Origin of the sequence: Ferrimonas sediminum, assembly GCF_900100175.1 — a bacterium.
In the GTDB taxonomy this organism is placed as follows: Bacteria; Pseudomonadota; Gammaproteobacteria; order Enterobacterales; family Shewanellaceae; genus Ferrimonas; species Ferrimonas sediminum.
Genome location: NZ_FNEM01000023.1, coordinates 21,663 through 42,478 on the forward strand (window position 1 = coordinate 21,663; position 20,816 = coordinate 42,478).

The window sequence follows — 20,816 nt, forward strand, 5'->3', positions numbered from 1 at the left end:
ATGACTCTGATACCCTCAGATCAACCCTGGCAAGGAGCCCTAAGAATGTTAACTATAATTGAGCCTATCCTAATCGTTTCCGGAATACTATTCGTCACTTACGCCCTGGCTATCTACAGCCGCAGGCAGCAGCATCTCAATGGATTCTGGCAGGTGTGGGTCGGAAAACTCAAAGACTTCAACCGACGTGAATTCGGTCTGTACCGCATCGGTATCGTGCTGCTGTTTGTGGGGGTGATCCTCAGAATCGCCAACCTGACCTTCGGTTAACTCCCCACCCAACAGCAATAAAGGGGCGGAAATCCGCCCCTTTTTGATGCCTGGACCGCAGCCCGTTTCCGGGCTGCCGAGCCGGGTTTAGTGCGCCTGGGCGTCACCGGACCCTTTCGGGAAACGGATCTGCTCAACCAGCTCCTGCACCTCCGCCGGCACCGCGGCGGTCATGCGGCTCACTACGAAGGCCACCACGAAGTTCACCACCATACCCAGGGTACCTATCCCCTCAGGAGAGATGCCGAACCACCAGTTGGCAGGCACGTTACCGGCGGGGTTCACAAACTTAAAGTAGATGATGTAGGCGGCGGTAAAGGTGATGCCCGATACCATACCGGCGATGGCCCCCTCTTTATTCATCCGCTTGGAGAAGATCCCCATGATAATGGCCGGGAAGAAGGACGACGCTGCCAGGCCAAAGGCGAACGCCACCACCTGGGCCACAAAACCGGGCGGATTGATGCCGAGGTAGCCGGCGACCACCACCGCCACGGCGGCCGCTATTCGGGCATAGGCCAGCTCCTGCCTGTCGGTAATGTTGGGCATCAGCGACCGTTTCATCAGGTCATGGGAGACCGAGGTCGATATCACCAACAGCAATCCGGCTGAGGTGGACAATGCCGCGGCTACGCCACCTGCGGCCACCAGGGCAATCACCCAGTTTGGCAACTCGGCGATCTCCGGATTGGCCAATACCATGATGTCGCGGTCAATCTTCATCTCATTGCGTTCATCGCCGGAGTAGAACATGCGACCGTCACCGTTCTTATCTTCCCAGCTGATGAGACCGGTTTCACTCCAGTTTTCAATCCACTTCGGTGCCTGCTCGGCCACAATGCCGCGGCCATCTTCACCGTTGATGGTGTTGATCATGTTCACCCGGGCGAACGAGGCAACCGCTGGCGCGGTGGTGTACAGGAAGGCGATGAAAATCAGGGCCCAACCGGCAGACAAACGCGCATCACTGACTTTAGGAACGGTAAAGAAGCGCACAATCACGTGCGGCAGGCCGGCGGTTCCCACCATCAGGGCGGCGGTAATGAAGAACACGTCGATGGTACTCTTGGTGCCGTCGGTGTATTGACTGAATCCGAGCTCCGTCGATAGCCCGTCGAGTTTATCCAATAGATACATCCCCGAGCCGTCATTGAGCGTCGAACCGAAGCCCAGCTGAGGAATGGGGTTGTTGGTCATCATGATGGAGATAAACACCGCCGGCACCAGGTAGGCGGTGATCAACACGCAGAACTGCGCCACCTGGGTGTAGGTGATGCCTTTCATGCCGCCCAGTACCGCGTAGAAGAACACGATGGCCATACCGATGATCACGCCGGTGGTGATGTCCACTTCCAGGAAGCGGGAGAACACCACGCCCACGCCACGCATCTGCCCGGCCACATAGGTAAAGCAGACAAAAATGGCACAGACTACCGCCACAATACGGGCAACCTGGGAGTAGTAACGATCGCCGATGAAATCCGGCACTGTAAACTTACCGAACTTTCTCAGATAGGGCGCCAGGCACAGCGCCAGCAGCACATAGCCACCGGTCCAGCCCATCAGGTACACACCGCCGTCGTAGCCCATGAAAGAGATCAGGCCGGCCATGGAGATGAACGAGGCCGCCGACATCCAGTCTGCGGCGGTCGCCATGCCGTTGGCCACCGGAGGCACGCCGCCGCCAGCCACGTAGAATTCATTGGTGGAGCCGGCCCGGGCCCAGATGGCAATGCCGATGTACAGCGCAAAGGTCAGGCCGACGATGATAAATGTGAGTGTTTGCAGTTCCATGACGCTCTCCTAGTCTTCCTGAACCTTGTACTTCTTATCCAGGGCATTCATTTTCGCCACGTACACGAAAATCAGCGCCACAAAGACATAGATGGAACCCTGTTGTGCAAACCAGAACCCGAGCTTAAAGCCAAACAACTTGATGCTGTTCAGAGGCTCTACCAGTAAGATGCCAAAGCCAAAGGACACCACAAACCAGATCACCAGCAGCGTTAGCAGCAGTTTCAGGTTTTCCTTCCAGTAGGCATTGGCCGATTCGTTGTTTTCGAACGCCATAATTGCTCCCCGTTATCTCTTCTTGTAATAGCGATGCAAGGCAGTAACTCTCTGGCCTGTGCAACTGTCCGCACGCGAACGTTTTGGAAACGTTGGCTAGCGAAATACCGCACGCTGACAACGCCAGGCCAGATGATTAATGTGATCTGCATCTCGACGGTTCTACACTAGCAAGGGGGAGGCGGTGCGCCTCTGAGACCTTAGTCTAAGGGCGATAAATACATGAGTGAGGTCTATTACTTAATTCAATAAAACCAATAAGATATGCTTGTTTTCAAGGGGGTGTTGGCCGAGCCTAGACTTTGGTCGTATGGAGGGAAAATGCCAGGGATCTCTCCCTGGCGGCAGTATTTAGCCTTTAGAGATTAAATACTTAATTAATTCAACATAGTCACCCAGGGTCCGTCCGGGGTTGACCACCATGTACTTGCCGTTCACCAGTACCGACGGAACCCCGCGGATCTGCGACAGCGTAGTGCGGGAGTCGCCATCGGCGATGGCCAGTTTCAGATCGGCACTGTCGGCGGCTTTGTCATACGCTTCAGGGGTGACCCCATAGCTGACAAAGAACTGCTTCAGTTGTGCTTCGGTGGTAAACGGTTGGCCCAGGCGATGGATCTGGTTGAAGAAAGCCTGATGCATCTGCTCATTGGTGCCCAGAATCTCGGTCAGATAGTAGCCCTTGGCAGCCAGTTTCCAACTGTCGCGGCCAAAACCCACCGCGGTGCGCTTCAAGGTCACCTCGTCGCCCAGAACCGCCATGATTTGCTCCAGAGCCGGGTCGAACTGTTCACAGTGGCCACAGTTATAGGAGAAAAACTCCCGCACCACAGGGGCACTGGCCTCGGACAGGCCGTTAATCACTTTATAGTGAACCCCCTCCTTAAACTCCTGCGCCGATGCGGCAAAGGCACTGAACATCATCACTATGGCTATCAATCTTGCGAGCACTGGTATTTCCTCTCTGTTGTCGTAACGGCAAACGCTTGCCATGCCGGCTTGCCGCTTGGTAATCGGTTATGGTGTCCCGTTGCATCAATGTTAACCCACCCGCAGCTTTTGGCCAAAATTCGATTCCAGGACCGCTAGTTAAGCTCTGGCACACCTCTTGCTAATAATCCCTGAACCTGGTGCTGCGGCAATGGCCGTCACCGCTTCACCCCTTTGACCCACGGGAACCGGTCTATGCAAATCAATAACAATCAGTTGATGCCGGCATCGCCACTAAAAACCACGGCGACCGCCATTGGTCAGGAGGCCAGAAACGCCACCTCCACAGCCAATGTCCACAAACAGGAGTTCGATGGCGAGCTCAACAAACTGGTGGAGCTTAATCAGCAAAAATCTGCCGCGTTCATCAAAAGCGCCCAGCAGGCGATGAATATGCAGGGCAGCGGTTCACTCAGCAGCCTGATTGGCGGCGGCGGCGCCGATCTGGAAGCGTTGGCAGACAAGATGAACGATGTCCGAAGTGGTCTGGCAGATCGGCAGCAGTCGATGATCGCCAATCCGGGCTCCGGCAGCAACTCCCAGTTGCTGTCGATGCTAGGCCAGGCTCGCTCGGCCCTGTTGTAATCGGGACGCGAAGGGGCGGCACTGCCGCCCCGCTCCGCTAGTCTTCCAGCGCTACTTTCAGGGTGATGGTGGTGGAGATTGCCTGGCCGCCGGGTTGGTAACTGCTGTCTGCCGCCCCACGCTCCATGACCATCATCGGCCGCGGCATGGCGCCGCGCTGTTCACTCATGGACAGTACCTCACCCAGGCTATTGCCGCTGGCCTTAGCCATCAAACCGGCTTTGGCCCAAGCATCTTCATAGGCCTTCACCAGCAACTGTTGTTGTTGCTCCTTGGCGTTGCTGGCCCAATAAGCGGGGTTATCCAACTCCGTCACCCCGTGCTGCAACAGCAGTGCGATCCACTGCCCGGACTCACCGGCATCCAGATCCAAACCGATGCTGCGTGAAGCTCGATAGCCCACCAGGGTGCGGTTGCGATCCTCGTACTGGTATTCCGGCATCACCCGCAACGAACCGGCATCTACCTGCTCCTTGCTGATGTTCTCATTGCGAAACAGGGTCAGCAACGCGGCCACTTTCTCATCCACCAACCGCTTGGCCTCGACCGGATCGCCGGCCACCTCCTCCACTCTCGATTGCAGATGCACCTTGTCCACCTGAACCGATGCCTGGGCGCTGCCCGACACCTCGACCCAGCGTTCTGTGGCCAACGCGGTCATCGGCACAACCATCAGCAGCCAAAACCATGGTTTCATTGTGCTCTCCTTTTATAAAGCAATCATTTAACTATTTAACGGCAGCGGGTACCATAAGACATCAGCATCAGGGAGTCCGCCATGTCCTCATCTCAACAGCAGTTGCTGTCGCTGCTCAAGCGCCTGGGCCCCAGCGCCATTGCGCCTCTGGCCGGAGCATTGTCGATGACCACCATGGGGGTGCGCCAGCACCTGGACAAGCTGGAACGGCAAGGGCTGATCCGTCATTTCGATAAGCAACAGGGCAAAGGTCGCCCTACCCGACACTGGCATTTGACCAAAAAAGGTCATCAAAGTTTCGGGGATCGGCATAATGACATTGCAATTCAACTTATTACTGGTCTTATAGAGCTGCGGGGAGACACAGCCATGACCGAACTGCTGCGTCACCGCCTCGACCGGCAACTGCAACTCTACCGCCAGCAACTGGGCGAAGCCGACGCCCTGCCGCAACAGCTGGAGCTGCTGGCGCGGCTGCGCACCGATGAGGGTTACATGGCACGCATCGAACAAGACGGCGACCAGTGGCTGCTCATTGAAGACCACTGCCCCATCTGCAGTGCCGCCCAGGCCTGCCAGGGCGTGTGCCAAATGGAGCTGGAGCTGTTCCAGGCGCTACTGGCGCCCGCCAGCGTCACCCGGACCCAGCATATTCTCGATCACCAGCCCCGCTGCTGCTACCGCATCAGCTCCGGCAGCTGATAGAGGTCGTCGTAGCGGTATTGCCAATTCAGTTCCCGGCAGATACGGCCGCCGTTGCACCATCGTGGCTTATCCTGACCCAGCACAAACTCCGGCTCCTGCAGCCCTAACACCCGGGCACAAAAACGGTAGTAGTCGGCGCGGTTGGGGTGATGGGGGCTGGCCAGGTTGTAGATCTTTCCCCAAGCCTGCTGGTCGATCACCGCGCAGATAGCGGCAATCACGTCGTGGCGGTGCACCAGATTCACCGGATCCAGGCCTCCGGCGACCTGTTTCTTGCCCGCCAGGAAGCGACCGGGGTGGCGGACACCGCCCACCAGCCCGCTAAGGCGCAGCACCGTAGCCCGCCCAGCAAACTGTTTCTGGAACAGCTGTTCGGCCTGCAGCATGATTCGGGCCCGACTGGAATCGTCGGTATCACTCGCCTCATCCACCCAACCGATCTGACCGCCGTACACACTGGTGGCACTGGTAAACAGCGCCTGTTGAACCCCCGCCGCCCGGGCGGCGCTCAGCAGTGGTTGCAGCCGTTGCCAGAACGGCAGCGTCTGCTCACCACGCCCCGGCGGAACACACACCACCAACACATCGATGCCGGACAGCAACTCGGCGTTCACCTCACTGCCGTCCAGCTCCAATGGCCGGGCGATGGCGCCTAGTGCTGTCAGCTCACCCAGCGCCTCGGGCCGTCGAGCCGTGGCCACCACTCGATGGCCGCGCTGAACCAAATGGGCCGCCAGAGGCGCACCCAACCAACCGCCGCCGGCGACAAAAATGGATTGTTTCTTCAAGGTGTGTCTATCCTGTCAATGAACTGATGCCCAGATAGTCGAGAACCGACCTCTCCAGATCTTGCGGCTGTACCGCTTCCTCAACCTGCAGCTCAAGAACTTCTAGGGTCACCACCGGCGCTTCCCGCCTCGGGATCTTTGAGTCATACCGCATCACCCGGTAGCTAAGTGCGCCGCCAGAATCGGTGCCCATGATCTTTGCCAATGTGCCGTCACTGAGGCGCACCAAGGTTCCTGGCGGATAGATCCCCAGAGTTTTAACCAGCAGCTGCAGGTAATCGGGGTTGAGTTTATCTTTCTTGAATTTAAATAAGAAGGCCAGCGCCTGATTGGGTAGCAACTGCTTGTGGCTGCCGTTAACCAGGGCATCGTATTCGTTGGCGATGATCAGTATCTGGGTCAACGGGCAGATCTGGTTCCCCTGAAGCCCCTGGGGGTAACCACTGCCGTCAAGCATCTCATGGTGGTTGGCCACCATCTCCCGAATGCGGCGGTGTCCCAGCGCCGCGCCTTTGAGCATATCCAGTGCCAACTTAGGGTGGGCGTCCACAAAACTCTGCTCCGCCTTAGTCAGCGCCAGACGCTTGTTAAGTATGCTGTCCGGTACCCGCCGCTTGCCCACATCATGAAACAGCGCCGCCAGCGCCAGCAACCGGATGTCGGCCGAATCGATCTCCGCAGCCCTGGCCAGTACCAGGGACAGGATGCAGACGTTGATGGCGTGGAACTGCAGTCCGCCATTCCCCTGATTGGCGGCAAGCAGCTGCAGCACCGGGTCCTCACCGCAGGTATCCAGTTGTTCCAGCAACAGCTCCACCGCCGAGCTGGCCTCGGCAAAGGAGCGATCCGCCGACGAATTCAGGTGTGCATAGGCGCTTCGAAGAAGATCCAGCGCCTTCACGTAAGCTTGCTCCACTTTGCGAATCTGCCGATGGTATTCGATATTGGCCTGGCGTTGCCGCTGTTGCTGCAACTCCTCCTGCGAGGGCTCTGGGGACGGTGTGGGCGACGTTGATTGCGCCAGGGCAGCGGACAACGATGCCGCCATGGTGTTGGCTTCGGCGGCACTGCGGCTCTGGACAAAGACGTATTCCAAACCCAGATTGGCGATCAGGGCAATCTGCTGCGGATCCTTGATGGTAAATTTGTTAAACAGAAACGGGTGTTCTTTCCAGGCCAGCGGCAAGCGCACCGACTGCCCCACCGACAGATGGCTGATTGGTACCCGTAACTCCTTCACTGCCATACCTACTCCGCACCTTCACTCCCGACCACAGGGGAGGACTAATAGTGCCAGCCGCGTTTTCTGAACACGAAACCCAGCAACCAGATGGGCCCAATCAGCAGAAACTGCACATCCTTAAAGAAGCTGGGTTTCTTGCCTTCCACATGGTGCCCGTAAAACTGCCCAATCCATGCCAGCACAAAGATCACTGCACAGATCATAAACAAATTGGTCAAGTTACTGATAATTAATAACATAAATCCAGTCACCAAAGCCATAGCCAGGGCGATATTACGGGACAGGTTGAGATAAAACACCAAGGCCACCGCAATCAGTGCCCAGGTTAACAGCGGCGACAGGGCCCACAGCGCGCCCAGAACACTGAAGGTGATTAACGGTACGCAGATCCAATGGATCGTTTTGTTGGTCGGGTTGCGGTGGCTTTCGCCATACTCCGCAAACCATTGTTCGATGTCTTTCATAGGCTTTTCTTTTCCTTATCTTTTTAATCCATTACGCCCGCTCCCTATTCGGGCTGATCCTACATTATCTTAGCCCGCCCGCCATTAACAGAATTTTTACATCCCTCGCGGCATGCAGAATGATGTGATCACCCCATTGCTGCGCCACACAGCATCAACCGTCGATCCCTTGTGTCTTGTTGACCCCGAACCCGCCTACCCCTGGTAACATTGCCCTTGAGCCACCCGGTCGCCTTGCCAGCCCTTGATATTTTGTGACCTGACAAAAAAGCCCGCAACTGCGGGCTTTTCTCTTTGGTTCAGGGCCGGGTCTCAGCCATTGAGCAGTGCCACCAACCCGGGTTCATCCATCACCTCAACCCCCAGTTGCTGGGCCTTGGTCAGCTTAGAACCGGCTTTTTCACCGGCCACCACACAGTGGGTGTTTTTAGACACGCTGCCGCTGACCTTGGCGCCAAGGGCCTCCAAACCCGCTTTGGCCTCGGAGCGGGTCAACTGACTCAGGGTACCGGTCAGCACCCAGGTCTGGCCCTTGAGCGGCTGGGCGTCTTCACTGACCTGCTCGATCTCGGGCCAGTGCACGCCGCCGCGAGCCGGATCCACCAGCGCCTCAATCACTTCCTGATTATGGGGCTGACGGAAAAAGTGATGAACATGGCGGGCCACGATGTCACCGACATCGTCCACCTCGATCAACGCCTCAACCTCGGCCTCAGCCACCGCCTCCAGGCTACGGAAATGACGTGCCAGGTTGGCAGCTGTGGCCTCCCCGACTTCACGGATTCCGAGTGAGTACAGGAACTTCGGCAGTGTCGTCAAACGCGCATCTTGCAACGCCGCGACCAGCTTCTGGGCTGACTTGGTGCCCATACGCTCCAGCATGGTCAGGGTCGATGCACTGAGGGTGAACAGATCCGCCGGTGTCTCGACCAGCTCTTTGTCCACCAGTTGATCGACGATCTTGTCCCCTAGCCCATCCACGTCCAGCGCCTTGCGGGAGGCAAAGTGCTTAATCGCCTGTTTGCGCTGGGCCTGACAATAGAGGCCTCCGCCACACCGGGTTACCGCTTCCCCTTCCACCCGCTCCACCTCGGAATCACACACCGGACAGCGGCTCGGAAATTCGATGGTGCTGGCGTGTTCGGGGCGACGCTCCAGCACCACAGACACGATCTGAGGAATCACATCACCGGCGCGGCGGATCACCACGTGATCATGCACCTTCACCCCGAGGCGGGCGATCTCGTCGGCGTTGTGCAAGGTCGCGTTGGACACGGTCACACCGCCGACAAACACCGGCTTCAACCGGGCAACCGGAGTGACTCGAAAGTGTAACCTTTCATCACACCATTCATAAGGGAAAAAATGCTGCGAAAACTTGTACGTTTTGCGTACAGTTTCTACGCTAAGCCTACATGAACGTATCAACTAGGTACTTACAGCATTGACGATTGATGTAAACCTCAAGCACTTATCCTCCTCTCTCAATGAGGACGTTTATAAATTGGTTGCTGAACATGTGGCTAGCTGCGCATCCCAGCGACAGCAGTCTCTGACAGGTGATTTGGTGGTTTACATCGAACTTTTACGCTGTCCCTTGAATAGCAATGATGTAGTTGAAACATCTCTAAGCTTAACTTACATCCGCATTCATCTTTGCCAAAGACACCGTTTTCCTGTTGCAAAACAACGCTTTTCATATTTCTTACATTTAGCGAAACATCTAATAGAGAAAGGCATTGTTAAAGAATCCGTCTACTTGCCCAAACGGATACAGAGTACTGCCGAATTCGAGTCCTATAAGGCTAAAGTTATCCCAGATAAGATCCTTGAGAAAATTGCGACTAAGCCTACTACACAGGAACTGTTCGACAACGCATTAAGCTCCTGCTGCCCTTCCAAAATCGCAAAATGTCTAAATGAGTATACCAACTCTTTCAAGACCAAGGCTCGTCGCCTTCACAAAATTCCCCTCATAGTGTTTTTAAAACAAGCATCGGCAAGCCATTCAAAATGGTATGAACTACCAAGTATCATTCAGGATGAGCTTCAAAAGTACAACGAAGATTTAAATACTAGATCTATAAAGAGCAGACCCACGTCTCGCTCACAATATATAAATGTAAAAAATGCTCTCTCAATGTTAATTGAGCACAACATGTTGCCAAAAGATACTCACTTGCCAGATTTCAGGCGTAAGCCAACTAAAGAACACGCTGCCCGGCCAATACGTCGCCCACTTACAGCATCGGCAATTGATGAAAAGCTCAAACATATGTCCACTCGACTCGATGCGGACGTTTATGGGTTGATTACAGTACATGTGCGAAGCCGCGCTATCAAAGCTCGAGAGCAACAGGAGCTGATAAAAGACTTGGTGACTTACACCGAAATCTTATGCGAGTCATTCAATAGTAATGATGCAGATGTAACATCCAATAACTTGGCATACATCTATATTCATGTTTGTCAGACATACGTTTTTCTTAGTGCTAAAAAACGTGTCAAAGAATTGTCATTGCTAGTAGAACACTTGATTCAGAAAGGCATAGTCGACGAATTCATTTCCTTACCCAAACGGATGCATAGTGCTGCCGAATACGAGTCTTGCAAGGCGAAGACTATCCCAGCGAAGGTCCTTGAGAAAATTGCGACCAAGCCATCAGGACAAAAATTGTTCAACAACACATTAAGGTCTTGCTGTTCTCTTAAAATAGCAAAACGTTTAGCCGAACATGTCAACTCGTTCAAAGCTAGGGAGCGCAAATCGCACAGAAAACCACTTGTAGAGTTTTTAAATCAGATATCAGCAATTCATTCAAAGTGGTATGAGCACCCGAGGATCATCCAGGGCGAATTGCTCAAATACAGAGGGAGTTTACTTAACAGACTAACCAGAAACTCGGCTTACCGGGACTTTCAGAATGTAAAAAATGCTATCTCAGTATTGATTGAGCACAATCTGTTGCCCCAAGACACCCACTTGCCAGACAACTTACGTAAGTTGACCAACGTAGAAAAAGTGCGCAAAGAGAATCCTCTGATAGCTCAAGTCGACCTGTATGATGAAACTCGCAGGCAATCCTATGTTGATACGCCAACATTCATACAAGATCTGAAAGCTGAACTTTCTAAGAATTTAAAACTACTAGTGAAAGAAGCCCAAAATATCGTATACAAAGGATATCACAAATTCCTCACCAAGGACGCTTTAGTGGCTAGAAGCCAGCGAAATGAATATCTCAGCCATCCTGAACTGCTTGTCTCCAAAATTAAAAATAAAAAAGTCCTTAGCTACGCTAAAAAGATAAACCCATTTGCTCCGCTTCACCCATTAGAGGAAGAGAATAGAATAGCTTACTATGATTACCACTTTGATTCATTAATAAAACATATAAAACCTAACAAAATATCAGAACTTAAATTCGGCCAAGGTATACTCGAATACTTTGGCCTAACTCCCTTAATATCATCAGCAATGCAAATTATTATCACTGAAGAGTTAGGAATTAACCCACACTCTCTTTATAACGCAAAAGTCTCATCTGATGGTCACGAGCAAGAGTTTGTGCAAGTCGATGATGAAGGAGGGGTCCGCATAAAGACATTAAAAGCTCGCGCCAAACGCGTAAGCACAAGGACGGCTAAGGGGTCCTTAGCTGCGCTTGCCAATATCGATGCTCAGAACATAAATGCAGCAGCATGTCTGAAAATGGCTTTAGAGATGGGTGCCAGAGCTAGGGAATCCCTAGGCGCAAAGTCTCTGTGGACCTGTCTACTAGTGACCGAAAAAGCTGGAGTTCCCTGGACAAGTACATTTCAAACTTATTTCGCTATCATTAGAGATCGAGCATATAGTGAGTCAGGTAGCGAAGCTCTAAAGGTTGCGACCTTGAAAAAAGTACGCTGTTCTAAGGGTGTGTTCATCTACCTGGAATCAAATGGTGACATACTGAAAGCAGCAACATATTTCGGAAATCAGGTAAAAACAGCTCTCAATAGATATATCCCTACGTATCTTGCTGAGTTAATCTACAGAGTCAAAATCAGATCTTTCCAAAATATTCTACTATTTATGGCTGTAGCCTCCGACGACTCGCCTTCTGGCTCATTGGGCATTAGCGAGAAAGATTTTAAAAGAAAGGTTACTCAAGCGTTCAGCAATCCCGACATGGGAGGAAGAATGTTCGAAAAACTGACTAAGCCAATATCTTCCGAAAAAAAAGAAATCGTCAAATATTTTTGCGTGTCAGATAAAAATATTCAACTAGCACTTAAGTACGCTAAATATGGAACAGACGAAACACTAAAGGCTGACTGTGTTACGGTGCTTTCAAAAATTTCAGAAGGACCAGTAATCATGAAGCAAATGCTCCGAAAAGCATACATAGTGGTTCAAAATAGCATTTAGGAGTTTATAATGTCGCAAAACTATGCAGATGGAACCAGTACACAGATATCCGAGAATGATCTGCTTGATTTTCTTGACAGTTCAATTTACCCAAAGCCACGCTGGATGATGAACGATTCCATTTATGACAATGAATGGATGATGGCTAAATCTGGATTCGACTCCCCAACTATAATAAACTCCAAAACGTGCAACAAGCTTTCCTTTAAAAAACTGATTTCGCCCGGTGAGTACCTGACTGATAAAGTCAACGAACCTTTGTTAACTGACATCCGTAACAGTCTTTTATATTTAGATATTACTGAACGGATCACTCGCCCGAAAAGAATAACCGAGATTCTTGCTACAGCAACCAAACTTATACTACACGCAAATGAAATTCGCCATGCCGATGGCAAACCGCCAGTTCGCACCCTGCAACTAATAAAATTTGACGATATTAAAGACTATTTGCTGTCTTTCGGTGTCGATAAAGAAACATTCAATTACACACTTGAAACCATCATTGAACGCTGGGATTCGCCAGAAAAAATTAACTGGAACTTGATCAAATTCGAATTTTGCACTGATACTAGAAAATTTGCGACTCTAAAGCATAAGATAAAGACCTATCTAAAAGCTCACAATGAAATCTTGAGTCGGGCATCCCACTATAAACTTGAATATCCAAATGCCAATATTCGAAAGTTCGATATTGATACTGACCTATGTCCCGCTGAAAATACAATATCTAACGAGATTTCAAAGTTGGAAGCACTTTATACAGCTCGCCCAGCTCAAAAGTATATGTTCCAGCACTCTGCGATTTCTCAATTTTCAAATGGACACGCTATTTTTTCTAAAATGATGTCTTCAAAGAAAACACAAACAATGCCAGTGAATGTCGCGCTTTATACCCTTTCTAGCGCACTAAACTTCGCAAGGGCATATGGGCCATCTCTTCGGGAGTATGTTGTCGCATTATCCAAGTCAGAAAAGGACTCTATAAATGATTTAAATATACAGCCATCCAGAGTTCAGAGAAATACATCAGAAATTAAAAAGTACGCATTCGAAAATACAGAGATTCCAAACCATCTCGAAAAACTCAATATTACCTCATGGGAAGGAGAAGGATTCGAGAAGATTGAGCACGCTAAACTAAGAAAAGGTTTGTCGGTTGGTGCTGCGATCTTGCTTTATATAGCCTCAATGTGGATACTTCTTGCCAGTTTTGGTGCCGGACGACTTACATCATTGATAACTCTCAAGCGCAGTTGCTTCCAGCAATCCCCCATTGACGGTCTTTTTGATATCGTAATGCGAATACCAAAAAGCTCTGAGCGTTTTGAACTGGAAGATGTGCATAGGCCAATTCCTGATTTAATTTATGACTACGGATTGGAGTTCGCATCATTTGTTTGCGAACTGGAAGAAAGGCAAGGCTATTTTGCTAACGAAGATGAGGTATTCCTTTTTAGCAGAATATTATCATTGCACTCATACGATGCATTCACCCACTCTAGCTACGATAGGAGTGAAGATCCAATTTATAGATATCCTCTCAGCGGAGATACTATATATAAAGCCATTTGTTTTTTCCAAGACTGGAGTGAGTCCCCTTTAATAGATGGGAAAAGATGGTACCCATCAAATCACCAATTCAGAAGACTTTTTGCTGTCTTATACTTTAACTTCTCAGATGAAGTTGGCCTAGAAGAGCTGTCTTGGTTTATGGGGCATTCCGACCTTGAACAGACATTTCACTACGCAGAGGTAGCACCGACTGATGAATGGATCGATGAGGCCGAAGCGGCAATCGCAAGAGCCGGTGCATTATTAAACAAGGTTATACATGGTGATGATATTGTGAATGATATTGTGAATAAGGCAAGAAAAGTAACTTCCATTTGTCTTGTACTAGAACCACTAATTCGAACAATGATTAGTGAACACAAGTCACAAACAGGACAAGAGGTTCGTTTTTATAAAATCGAAGGAAAGGAAGTTTTTTTCTACTTTTGTAAACCAGAAGAGGAATAAAAATGACAAAATTCAAACCGGGCGAAACATCCTGTGAGGTTTTGGATAAGAAAAGAGCAATAACAAAATCCATACTAACCAAGTCTAAACACATCGACAGGATCAAGACCTGCAAAGATATTCCCCCCAGCTTGAAAGTAAAGGGAAACTATATTTCAAGGGCGGCGGTTCATAGCTGGAGCGATGACCAATTTGGAGTAATAAGTTACTGTCGAAACGCCGCTCACTCTAAGCACAACAATCATGCCCTGAATGTTTTGATTGAATCTATTGAGAACGCTAACAGAAGACTTTCAAGTGCTCCAAATATCGAGTCAGAAAAGCACGGTAAGACCTCCACGCGTCTATCTGAAGATGCTGTTTATAAGTTGAGAAGTGAAAACGAATATTTGCGAGTAGCCCTTGCCGAGGTTTACAGAGCTTACATGCAACTTCTGGATAGCTATCGTGAAGACAAAGAGATTGATGAAGCATTTCGAAGACTAATAAAGGAACAGGCTCGAGTTCTTGGAAAAAATAGGGTATGGGGGGCCAAATGATGTCGACAGTAGAAATTGCGAGGCAACCTGATCTTTCCTTCCTTATAACTAGCAAGAGGAAGAATGAAATCGATGTTTGTTCACTCCCGCTTATACTCAAACAGGATGGTAAGTTTGACTGGGATGCCAACTCATACCTTACCAACTATGGAGGCGGACCGAAAATATTCAATATCAAACCCCTAGCAACTACTGTCGAAAAAAAAGCTTACAACCTGAATTTGTTCTGCACTTTCCTTGAAGGTTACCAGATAGAGCTTAGCGAAATTAATGACAGTATTTTATATCGATACGTTGAATATCTAAAAGAAAGGCGCATTACCGATGCAACTATAATTTCACACGTAAGAACGGCCCTTGGATATATTGCGCACTTGACTCAAATGCATCCAGCATGGAATTTATCCACAAATGAAGAAAAGCCCGTTCATAAGTACGGCGTTCACTATACAACAAAAACCTACAAATCAGGAAGAATTAACAAAGACTATTTGTATCATCGTTGCCTTGATGGACTCATTCACATTACTACGGAAGCGGAATTCATTCACGACCATGAGTACATTAAGTGGCTTGATGCAATTAACTGCTCTACTTACCACCCTACATTAAATAATTTTTTGGTTACCAGATGGCAAGCCCTTGCGACATTACTAGAAATAACTGGTTCTAGGATATCCGAAGCTCACCAAATTACTAGAACAATGATCAAAAAGGCTTCCAAATCCATGATGTCCAGCTCAGCGACGCACATTATTCGTAACATAGCCATACGCAAAGGTAAGTACAAGGGAAAAGTACGCCAAGTGCAAGTAGCCAAAGAAGACCTTCAAATTATACTTTGCCATATAAATATGGTTGAAAAAAAATTTCCGAATACGAAGCATGATGCTATTTTTGTTGATGTAAATACAGGCGCACAACTCAAATCATCCTATTTAAAAAACTATGCCAAAAAGGTAATTAACGGTAGCCCTTACAGCATCGACCTTAGACACGTAACCAATCACTCTTTTCGACACCGCTTTATCACATTGTATGTAGCCAAAGCCATCAGGAAAATGTCTAAATATGGAAGCTTTTCAAACATTCTAACTGTTGCAGAAAACGCATGTCGAAAAATAACTATGCATGCCTCGAATTCGACCTTGTCGCACTATGTACACTTGGCTACTGATCTTAATTACCACGAAGAATTTGAGGGTAGAGAATTGAGCAGTGTTTCGACTCAATTTCGCATTCGACTAAGAAAAATGATGAAAATTTCGGAACAGTATCGTTTAAAAGAAATATCTGAAAGTGAAGCACTAAACTCTATTATTTCCACTCTCGATGAATTCTAAAAATATTGATTTATCCAGAACTGACAAATTTCTGCTTGCTACTGGGAATATATTGCGGACAGAAAGTGCCAACAAATCGGTCATTCCCGATATGGCTGAAGCCGTCTACTTGGCACCCTACGGTACTCGTGATTTTCACCGCCATTTCCGCTAACCATGAACCAGAACATACAGAACTCCCCATTGCCTCGACCGGACGATATCCAAAAGCCAATACCGAGCAGAATGTGTGGAAAAAGAGAGCCTCAATGTGTGATTGCGGCAAGCGCTCTATCAGACAGGCGAAGCAGCACCGCTTGGCTAACTCGAAACACTGACAGTTCAGTCGGTGGGGGCGTGTTTTACCCCTTGACTGAGAGAAGGCTCATATGTGTTATATTAATCTTCCTCTTTGGTGCAATTTATACACTTATCTTCAATTAAGTAACCACCGCACCCTGCGCAAGGTTTCATTGTCGTTGGCACAGATTCTACGCAATCAGAACATTTATGCCACAAGCACATTCCTCCACCTAATTTTTCATCATAAAGTACAGAGTTAGCACCACATTCAGGGCACTCGTGGAATTCAGATATATCAATTTCTTGTTTTTCAAAATCACAAGTTGTGCAATAGCATGATACTGGATAAGACTCACCATCATAAATGATAAATAATGAATGATTTCCACAATGACAGCACCCACCTTTCACAAACTCATGCCTTTTATCAACATTTAGGAATGCTTCCTCAACGTCAGCAGCATGTTCTTCAAAGCAGATTCGATTGATGCCTTCTACAAAAGTATCACTCGCAGCCTTTTCACCAGCAAGTAACATCGCAGGCTTTATTACCATCAAGTAGAGTTTAACAAGCGAAGCTTTAAGGCTTTCTAGCGTCATTTCAAATGCAAAGTGCTGTATTTTATTTCTTTCTTTTGCAAGATCCTGAATAACTTTCAAATTAGACCTCTTGAATTGTTCAGGATAATATTTTTTCAATTCCTGACAAATACCATTGATATCTATTGACTTACAGTCATAAAGTTTTTCAATTTTCGGCTGCAATGGTGAAGCGCAATTTCTAAACAAAGAGTTTTTATCAAAAATAATTATTGGGTCAATTTGAACCAATATTTCCTTTAGGATTAATTCCGCGCCTTGAAAAAGTGACAGCAAAGCTTTTTTATAGCTTACAGGGCAATTTTTTTCTTCAGCAAAATCTAAGTAGTCCATACCAGATTTAATTGAATCTAGGGAGTTTTCTATTAGGGTGAATTTGATCATATTACTCGATTAATATAACAGTGTATTAGTGCGTATTCTGCATAACAGGGTGAAAGTTAGAACACATTAGCAAGCGAACCACTCTAAATCAATGACTTAAGCCGGCGTTTGCGCTGCTCTTGGAGTAAAACTGAAAATTTACGCCAACAGTTGTGGGTGAGTAATAAAGAATCATACTCGACTGGCAAGAGCCCAACGGCTCCTGCCGCCACGAAGCTGTCATCGGCCAGTGAAGAAACGTCATGGGAGTAGGGGGAAAATCAGTTTGTCGCTTAAAGCATAAACCTGCATAATCAGAAGTCAAATATCAATAACTTACAGGTACAACTGAAGCGTAAGATTGCATAAAAATAAAGAATAAAGCTGCATAGTGTATCTAATGTCACATTCCCGTCGTGTAAATTTACACCACAAGAATCTAATTCTACTGGCACATATATGCAGTCCCAAATTAGAGCATCCAATACCAGAATGGTGATCACATCAAATCAGCAAAAATGGTCAATTTTGCCAGCACCGTCACTTAGGGCTCTAACAATCGCCGTCCGGCCGGAAGGGTAATGCCGGCCACTGGGGCTGGGGCTGGGGCTGGGGCTGGGGCTGGGGCTGGGGCTGGGGCTGGGGCTGGGGCTGGGGCTGGGGCTGGGGCTGGGGCTGGACCGAACCAACCACAGTTTCATCCATATTTGTGACGTCCCCTAATAATTCATCAATTAAAATATCATGGGGTTACTTGATATACCTCAAGCAAATCAGCCCTCTTATTATATCTTATCCTAGGGTTATCCATACCTTTTAATTTTTCAAGCAATGTTTCACTCAAGTTTTCAGAACCAGAATATGTAACCAAATACTTTGGCTCGCACTCTCTTGTTAACTTACCTAAAGAGTCATTCATTTTAACAATAAACTGATCATCACCCTCAATAACCACAGAATAATTTATATTTACATCAGTCCTAATAGTTCGATCAAACCAGTTCAGCTCAGCCGTTCCTTTCCCTTCAAACGACAACAAATATGACCTTACCTCTTCCAGGCACTCATCATAAACTGGAAAGACAGACTTTCGAGTTTCAGCTGCATGAATAGCACAGCCACATAACATAAATAAAGCCATAACAATTCTAATCATTGTCTTACCCAAACATCAATTGGTACTGAATCGCCACTAATATCCTAGACACCCTGCTTGTCAGAAGAGAGTCCGGTACTTTATGGACAATGCATCACCCTATCCTGGTGGAGGCCATGGACTGATGAAAGTGGAGCGCAATTAGGATCAGCTATTTAGGAGTGGGGATTGAACATCCAATCTAGTGATGCCTATTTTTACTATTCTCTTCTAGCCAAAGCTTAACTTTATTCCTAAAGCTTTCACCTAAACTATCAGGTCTGAATGCACCCTCATGTGATTCAATAAAACTATTAATACTCCGGCCGGATTTGTCTTCTAAAGTATAATCAGCCCCCATCTTTAGTAAATAATATACAATGTCATAACGAGCTAAATCTGCCGCAGATAAAAGCGGGCTTTTTCCTTGAGCATCTACAGAATTTATATCTGCACCATTATTTAGTAATGTAGTAAAGCATGGGGCAATACCATCATTTTTTCCAACTGTAATCATTTCAAATATAGGAGCGCGATAAAACATCCCTGCCTTCAAATTTGGATTCCCTTCGTACTTCAAAGCCAAAATTAGCATCGAGCAGTCTTTTTTACGTGATACCCAGTGCATTACAGACCCGCCATCTTCAAAAATCACATTGGGATCAGCACCTATCTTCAATAAATGTTCAAACCCTTTCTCATTTTTCATAGCCCAAAATAAGGCTGTAGCGTCACTAGTGCCACGGGAATTAATATCAACCCCCTGAGACACTAACTCATCTATCTTTTTGATTTGCCCTTTTCCTGCTGCTCTTGCCAATGCCCTATGTTGTTTATCGGGAAACATGGTTTCAAGATCCATATGAATCAATACCTTCTTTGATATGGAGCCCTCATGATTTTTTTGAGAATGAGTTAATTGATTAGCAGAACTACAGCCAGATAGCGCAACTAAGCAAACCCAAGCAATTAATTGAGTTCTTTTTATAAACATTTTTAACATGAAGTTCCCATAATCTTACACATGCTTCCCATATCGTGCCAACCGCCGTGCCCTAGATTAATCTGTGTTCCCGGCACACTGCTAGGAGTAAATGCATTTATAGCACTAATAGCATCATAGCCACTATAGTAGTGAGTTATACTACCATTCGCCCTTTGATATGGCCCTAAGATATTATTATGTAAACCTGCCGCATTAAATACAGTAGCACTTCCCCCTGTGTGTATTGCTGCTGCTGAAGCGAGTCCACCGCCTAAGGAGTGCCCAGTGAATGAAATCTTTCCACCTGTATTTAGTGAGTATCCTTTAGCAAGTTCTATTGCATTAGTATATTGAGTTGATTCAATTCCCATTCCTTGCAAAATATTTGCTTTCCAATCTGCTAGGCTAGTGAAATCAGTACCCGCAAATGCTAGAACACTATTACCAGCTTTATCAATAAATAATGCAGCTCTTAACCCTGTGTCATCCGAATGCACATTAGCCAAAGTATAATCACCAACTTTATCACCAATCTTACCATCATAAGCTTTTGCACTCATTTCAGCATATTGAGCAGCTTGAGGATCAAGAGGTTTACTAGACCAGCCTATCGTTAATGCGGCTGCAAATGCTGCACTATATGCGCCATTAGCAAACTTACCACCAGTGACCTTCGATATAGTGCCTCCAACAGTTTTTCAAATAGAAGTGTCAGGTGAAATCTGAACTAACTCAAATAAGGACACGTTTGGTATGATACTTTATCACTCTACCACACTGTGAGGTAATTGTTCTTCTAACCTAATAAGCCCGATCACTCATCATTTTTTCAAACTCACCATCAGGAAAGTTCTCTCTTGTAGATGACTCAATATTATTCCAAGCCTTACAGCGAGAATTAAAGGAACTGTAATCAAGGCGCGAAACAGAGAGGGACAACTGATGTACCTCAACTATTTCCCCTAACACTCTGCCCATCTCTCGTAGATTTCTTCCGGTTTTGAATTTTCCAGTAACGATCACATGACAATCAACGTAATGTTCGAAAGAAGGCCCCAGTTCTTTATTGCTGCCGACTCTCACCCTTTGGTTTGAAGCATATAGACAGGCTTCTTGACTGATACACAAGTAATATTCTTTACCACCACCGTAACTAAAGCCAAAAAAGTATCCTGCCATGTTTACTTCTGACATGTCATAGTCATCAATAGCTTCCTGTAATTCATAAAATGACATAATCGGTATGCCCTTACCGATATCAGCAGTTGATGCTGTCGGCTTGAGCAATGCTATAGATAGCAAAACTAGAAAAGTAAATCTCATA

The 20,816-nt window shown here is 47.7% G+C and carries 19 protein-coding genes and 1 pseudogene; 7 read left to right on the forward strand and 13 right to left on the reverse strand.

The features are described 5' to 3' along the window. Window positions 1-45 precede the first annotated feature (45 nt). Window positions 46-270, forward strand: coding sequence for a hypothetical protein (locus BLT77_RS18330; protein WP_028111852.1), 225 nt, complete (start codon window positions 46-48; stop codon window positions 268-270). Between the two features lie 87 nt (window positions 271-357). Here the strand turns inward: BLT77_RS18330 and BLT77_RS18335 are convergent, their stop codons facing one another. From BLT77_RS18335 to BLT77_RS18345, 3 genes are all read right to left on the reverse strand, one after another. Further along, on the reverse strand, window positions 358-2,064 hold the full coding sequence (locus BLT77_RS18335) for a sodium:solute symporter family protein (RefSeq protein WP_090368102.1): 1,707 nt from the start codon (window positions 2,062-2,064) through the stop codon (window positions 358-360). Between the two features lie 9 nt (window positions 2,065-2,073). Next, complete coding sequence (locus BLT77_RS18340) at window positions 2,074-2,340, reverse strand: DUF4212 domain-containing protein (protein ID WP_028111850.1); 267 nt, start codon at window positions 2,338-2,340, stop codon at window positions 2,074-2,076. Between the two features lie 351 nt (window positions 2,341-2,691). Continuing rightward, window positions 2,692-3,291: a thiol:disulfide interchange protein DsbA/DsbL gene (locus BLT77_RS18345; protein ID WP_176819384.1), complete on the reverse strand. Its 600-nt coding sequence runs from the start codon at window positions 3,289-3,291 to the stop codon at window positions 2,692-2,694. A gap of 234 nt (window positions 3,292-3,525) precedes the next feature. Here BLT77_RS18345 and BLT77_RS18350 point away from each other — a divergent pair, with 234 nt between their 5' ends. Continuing rightward, window positions 3,526-3,915, forward strand: a complete 390-nt coding sequence (locus tag BLT77_RS18350; protein WP_090368106.1) for a hypothetical protein — start codon at window positions 3,526-3,528, stop codon at window positions 3,913-3,915. A 37-nt stretch (window positions 3,916-3,952) separates the two neighbouring features. On the opposite strand, the gene BLT77_RS18355 is transcribed toward BLT77_RS18350, so the two are convergent. After that, window positions 3,953-4,612: an SIMPL domain-containing protein gene (locus BLT77_RS18355; RefSeq protein ID WP_090368108.1), complete on the reverse strand. Its 660-nt coding sequence runs from the start codon at window positions 4,610-4,612 to the stop codon at window positions 3,953-3,955. 81 nt (window positions 4,613-4,693) lie between these two features. Here BLT77_RS18355 and BLT77_RS18360 point away from each other — a divergent pair, with 81 nt between their 5' ends. Further along, the gene (locus BLT77_RS18360; RefSeq protein WP_090368109.1) at window positions 4,694-5,314 is read left to right on the forward strand and encodes a helix-turn-helix transcriptional regulator; all 621 of its coding nucleotides are present in this window, start codon (window positions 4,694-4,696) and stop codon (window positions 5,312-5,314) included. Here BLT77_RS18360 and BLT77_RS18365 read toward each other — a convergent pair. The 4 genes and pseudogenes from BLT77_RS18365 to ligA all read right to left on the reverse strand — a co-directional run. Further along, window positions 5,290-6,105: an NAD(P)H-binding protein gene (locus BLT77_RS18365; protein ID WP_090368111.1), complete on the reverse strand. Its 816-nt coding sequence runs from the start codon at window positions 6,103-6,105 to the stop codon at window positions 5,290-5,292. The two genes, BLT77_RS18360 and BLT77_RS18365, sit on opposite strands and share 25 nt — an antisense overlap. A gap of 7 nt (window positions 6,106-6,112) precedes the next feature. Next, a complete protein-coding gene (locus tag BLT77_RS18370; RefSeq protein ID WP_090368113.1) occupies window positions 6,113-7,351 on the reverse strand; it encodes a cyclic di-GMP phosphodiesterase in 1,239 nt (412 codons plus the stop codon). 38 nt (window positions 7,352-7,389) lie between these two features. Next, a complete protein-coding gene (locus tag BLT77_RS18375; protein WP_090368115.1) occupies window positions 7,390-7,812 on the reverse strand; it encodes an Mpo1 family 2-hydroxy fatty acid dioxygenase in 423 nt (140 codons plus the stop codon). A gap of 312 nt (window positions 7,813-8,124) precedes the next feature. Further along, a pseudogene (gene ligA, locus BLT77_RS18380) lies at window positions 8,125-9,135 on the reverse strand (NAD-dependent DNA ligase LigA); the annotation flags it as partial. 121 nt (window positions 9,136-9,256) lie between these two features. Between ligA and BLT77_RS18385 the strand changes: the two are divergent. From BLT77_RS18385 to BLT77_RS18400, 4 genes are read left to right on the forward strand one after another with little or no spacing between them, the layout of a single operon-like run. Next, entirely contained in the window at window positions 9,257-12,223 is a 2,967-nt protein-coding gene (locus BLT77_RS18385; protein WP_218126953.1) for a hypothetical protein, read from the forward strand. Window positions 12,224-12,232: 9 nt separating this feature from the next. Continuing rightward, complete coding sequence (locus tag BLT77_RS18390; RefSeq protein ID WP_090368118.1) at window positions 12,233-14,245, forward strand: site-specific integrase; 2,013 nt, start codon at window positions 12,233-12,235, stop codon at window positions 14,243-14,245. A gap of 2 nt (window positions 14,246-14,247) precedes the next feature. Then, window positions 14,248-14,784, forward strand: a complete 537-nt coding sequence (locus BLT77_RS18395) for a hypothetical protein (RefSeq protein WP_090368120.1) — start codon at window positions 14,248-14,250, stop codon at window positions 14,782-14,784. Then, entirely contained in the window at window positions 14,781-16,127 is a 1,347-nt protein-coding gene (locus tag BLT77_RS18400) for a site-specific integrase (RefSeq protein WP_245709995.1), read from the forward strand. The genes BLT77_RS18395 and BLT77_RS18400 overlap by 4 nt, the downstream gene beginning before the upstream one ends. Window positions 16,128-16,505: 378 nt before the next feature. Here the strand turns inward: BLT77_RS18400 and BLT77_RS20110 are convergent, their stop codons facing one another. The 5 genes from BLT77_RS20110 to BLT77_RS18420 form a co-directional block, all read right to left on the reverse strand. Continuing rightward, window positions 16,506-17,393 carry a hypothetical protein gene (locus BLT77_RS20110; protein WP_143026681.1) on the reverse strand — a complete coding sequence of 296 codons (888 nt, stop codon included), beginning with the start codon at window positions 17,391-17,393 and terminating at the stop codon, window positions 16,506-16,508. Between the two features lie 721 nt (window positions 17,394-18,114). Continuing rightward, window positions 18,115-18,528 (reverse strand): hypothetical protein, encoded by a 414-nt coding sequence (locus BLT77_RS18405; protein WP_143026682.1) that lies wholly within the window; start codon window positions 18,526-18,528, stop codon window positions 18,115-18,117. A 181-nt stretch (window positions 18,529-18,709) separates the two neighbouring features. Then, window positions 18,710-19,510: an ankyrin repeat domain-containing protein gene (locus BLT77_RS18410; RefSeq protein ID WP_143026683.1), complete on the reverse strand. Its 801-nt coding sequence runs from the start codon at window positions 19,508-19,510 to the stop codon at window positions 18,710-18,712. Beyond that, window positions 19,504-20,052 carry a Tle-like phospholipase domain-containing protein gene (locus BLT77_RS18415; protein ID WP_090368125.1) on the reverse strand — a complete coding sequence of 183 codons (549 nt, stop codon included), beginning with the start codon at window positions 20,050-20,052 and terminating at the stop codon, window positions 19,504-19,506. The genes BLT77_RS18410 and BLT77_RS18415 overlap by 7 nt, the downstream gene beginning before the upstream one ends. A gap of 241 nt (window positions 20,053-20,293) precedes the next feature. Continuing rightward, window positions 20,294-20,815, reverse strand: coding sequence for a hypothetical protein (locus BLT77_RS18420; protein WP_090368127.1), 522 nt, complete (start codon window positions 20,813-20,815; stop codon window positions 20,294-20,296). Between the last annotated feature and the right edge of the window lies 1 nt (window position 20,816).